Raw genomic sequence first — 3,193 nt, 5'->3', positions numbered from 1 at the left:
TCAGGATCTCCCGGGTGGCCGGCTGGGTGTAGCCGGCCGCGGATCCGGGGGGGCGCTGACGACGCGACCGTGGGGGGGTGGCGCCGGGGCGGGGGCCGACCAGCCCCCCACCAGGTCGCGGTAGAGCGGGGAGCGCGCCGGCAGGTCGTGGTGGGTGCCGCAGACCGCCCGGGTGCCGTCCAGCACCAGCACCCGGTCGGCCCGGCGGGCCGAGCTGATGCGGTGGGCGACCACCACCAGGGTCCCGCCGGGCCGCCGGGCGAAGGCCTCCTCCGCGACGGCCTCGGCGGCCGGGTCGAGGTGGCAGGTCGCCTCGTCCAGCACCACCAGCCGGGCCGGGGCCAGATACGTACGGGCCAGCGCGATCAGCTGGCGCTCCCCCGCCGACAGCGCCCCCGGATCCACCTCGGCCGCCAACCCGCCCAGGCGCGAGACGAGTTGCGCCGCACCCACCGCCCGTACCGCGGCGAGCACGGTCGCGTCGGACGGCCCGCTCCCGCACAGGTAGCGCAGGTTCTCGGCGACGGTGGCGGCGAAGACATACGCCTCCTGCGGGACGAGCGCCGGCCGGCCGGCGGTCCGCACCGTTCCCCGGTCCGGGCGCAGCAGCCCGGCGGCGAGGGCCGCCAGGGTGGACTTCCCGATGCCGCTCGGGCCGACCACCGCCAGGTGTTCGCCGGCCCCGACCGTCAAGTCCAGGTCGTGCAGCACGGGTTCGGCGGCGGGGCCGTAGGCGAAGGTGACGCCGCGCAGGCGGAGGACGGGGCCCTCGTACGGTCCGGTGGCGGGCGGCGGATCCGGCGCGGCGACGGCCGCGGGGGCGTCGCCGTCGGCCGCGGTGATGCGGGCCAGCACGACGCCCAGCCGGGTACCGGCCGCGCTGAGGGTGTGCACGAGGTTCTGCAGGGCCGGTTGGAGGGACTGGGTGAGATAGGCGAGCGCGCCGAGCAGGGCCCCCGGCGTGACGCGATGCGTACGGAGCAGCCAGGGACCGCCCACCAGCAGCAGGACGACCGGGACTTGGCCGCCGACGGCGAGCGCGCCCGCGCGGACCGCACTCCATCGGGCCAGGGACCGGCTGGCCCGCAGCTCGGCGTCGATCCGCCGGTCCGCGCGATCGGCCGTCGGATCCTCGGCCCCGCAGGCGGTGATGTCGCGCAACCCGCCGGTGAGAGCGCCGAGTTCCTCGGCCAGCGCCTCGTCGGTGGCCAGACAGCGGTGCTGGCGACGGGCCAGCGGGCGCAGCGCGGCAGCGAACAGGCCGATTCCGGCGGCCAGCGGCGGGACCACGATCAGCAGCAGCACGGGGGCGAGCGCGCACAGGCCGGCCAGCGCGCCGGCCGCGGTGAAGACGAAGGAGCGCAGTACCAGGACGAGCCCGCCGAAGGCGTCCCGGGCGATTTCCACCTGGTGCGTCAGCCGCGACACCACCGACGAGTCCCCGGCCCGCCCCCGGGCCACCGCGGCCCGCAGACCGCCGCGCACCACCCGCCGTACCAGCAGGTCGCGCAGCGGCTCCACCAGACCGGCCAGCGCCCGGAACACCCGGGCGGTGCCGTACGCCCCCACCGGCACCGAGGCGGCCGTCAGGGCCAGCCAGGCCAGCCCGGTCCAGGGGCGGCCCGGCAGGAATCCGTCGTCCAGCGCCTTGGCGAGCGCGTAGCCCATCAGGAAGGTCTGCCCGGCCTCCAGCACCGACCAGGCGGCGAGGACGGCGAGGGCGCCGGCCCGGCCGCGCAGATATCCCGGCAGCCGCGTGTCAGCCATGCCGGCCCGCTTCTGCTTCCGCTTCCGCTTCCGCCGCCGGCGAGCCCGAGAGGTCGGGAAGGCCCGGGAGGCCGGGTGAGTCGGCCGCACCTGGTGGGCCCGCCGCACCCGCCGCGAACAGCGCGCGGTAGTCCGGTTCGGGCCACAGCCGGCCGTGCGGCGCGAGGGCGCGGACCGTGCCGCCTTCCAGCCAGGCGACCAGATCGGCGCGGGCGGCGGTGGCGGCGCGGTGGGTGATCAGGAGCCGGGTGCGGTCCCGGTGGCCCCGGGACAGGGCCCGGGCCACGTGGAGTTCGGTCACCGTGTCCAGGCTGGAGGTGGCGTCGTCCAGGACCAGCAGCCGTCCGGCGTGCGCGAACGCCCGTGCCAGCCCGAGACGTTGCACTTCCCCACCGGACAGCGGCGCCTCGGCGCGCGGGGTGTCGTAGCCGCCCGGCAGCCGCCGTACGAACGTGTCGGCCCCGGCCGCCCGCGCGGCCCGCACGGTCGCCCACAGCGGCACCGGGCGCGGGCCGAAGCCGATGGCATCGCCGATCGTGTCGCCGAGCAGGACCGGCCGCTCGAACGCGTAGGCGACCGCGGCCCGCAGCTCCGCCCGGCTCAGCTCGGGCAGCTCCCGCCCGTCGAGCAGCACACTGCCGCGCTGCGGGTCGAGCAGCCGGCCGGCCAGCGCGGCCAGCACCGACTTGCCCGCCCCGGACCGGCCGACCACCGCCACGCACGCGCCGCCCGGCACGATCAGATCGAGCCGGTCGAGTACCACCCGACCGCCCCGCACGGCGGTGACACCGCGCAGTTCGAGCGTGCCGGGAGCCGGGCCGCGCGAACGCCCGCCGCCCGCAGCGGCCTTGTGGTCGCGGCCGGTCGAGCCGCGTTCCGTGGCGGCGGGTTCGCCGCCGTCCTTCCGCGTCCCGGGCGCGGGGACCTGAAGCGGCAACCGCCCGTCCCCGTAGGCCCGTACCGGCAGCGCCAGCACCGCGGCCAGCCGGGCGGCCGCGGTCCGGCCCCTGACCAGGCCGCCGAGCTGGCCGACGACCACGCCGATACCGGTCGCCAAGGTGGCGTAGCGGGAGGCGGCGAGCAGGTCGCCGACGGACAGGGCGCCCTGGGCGAGGCGGACGCCGCCGACGGCGAGCACGATGATCTGGAGCAGCGGGACCAGCACGGCGGCCTGCGCGGTGGCCCGGCCCTGGACGCGCCACATGCGGTGCCCCTGGGCGCTGAGTTCGGCCAACGGCCGCAGCACACGGGCGTTTTCGTGTTCCTCGGTGCCGGCCGCGGCGATCGTACGGGCGCCGCCGAGCGCTTCCATCAGGCGGGCGGCGATCCGGCCCTGCGCGTCCTGGTAGCGGGCGATGGAGTCGGAGGAGGCGCGGGCGAAGCGCCGGACGAGCAGGGCGAGCAGGGGCGCGCCGAGCAGGAAGGC

At 77.7% G+C, this 3,193-nt stretch carries 2 protein-coding genes; both read right to left on the bottom strand.

Annotated elements, in window-relative coordinates:
- Positions 1-1,767 carry an ATP-binding cassette domain-containing protein gene (locus GA0115240_RS12890; RefSeq protein ID WP_093736823.1) on the bottom strand — a complete coding sequence of 589 codons (1,767 nt, stop codon included), beginning with the start codon at positions 1,765-1,767 and terminating at the stop codon, positions 1-3.
- Positions 1,760-3,193 (bottom strand): ATP-binding cassette domain-containing protein (locus tag GA0115240_RS12885; protein WP_141708817.1); only part of this gene is annotated, 1,434 nt, incomplete at its 5' end. The genes GA0115240_RS12890 and GA0115240_RS12885, both read right to left, overlap by 8 nt.

This window comes from Streptomyces sp. DvalAA-14 (genome assembly GCF_900091855.1).
Lineage (GTDB): Bacteria > Actinomycetota > Actinomycetes > Streptomycetales > Streptomycetaceae > Actinacidiphila.
Note: the sequence above shows the minus strand (reverse complement) of the source record. Positions and strands in the feature narration are given on the sequence as shown.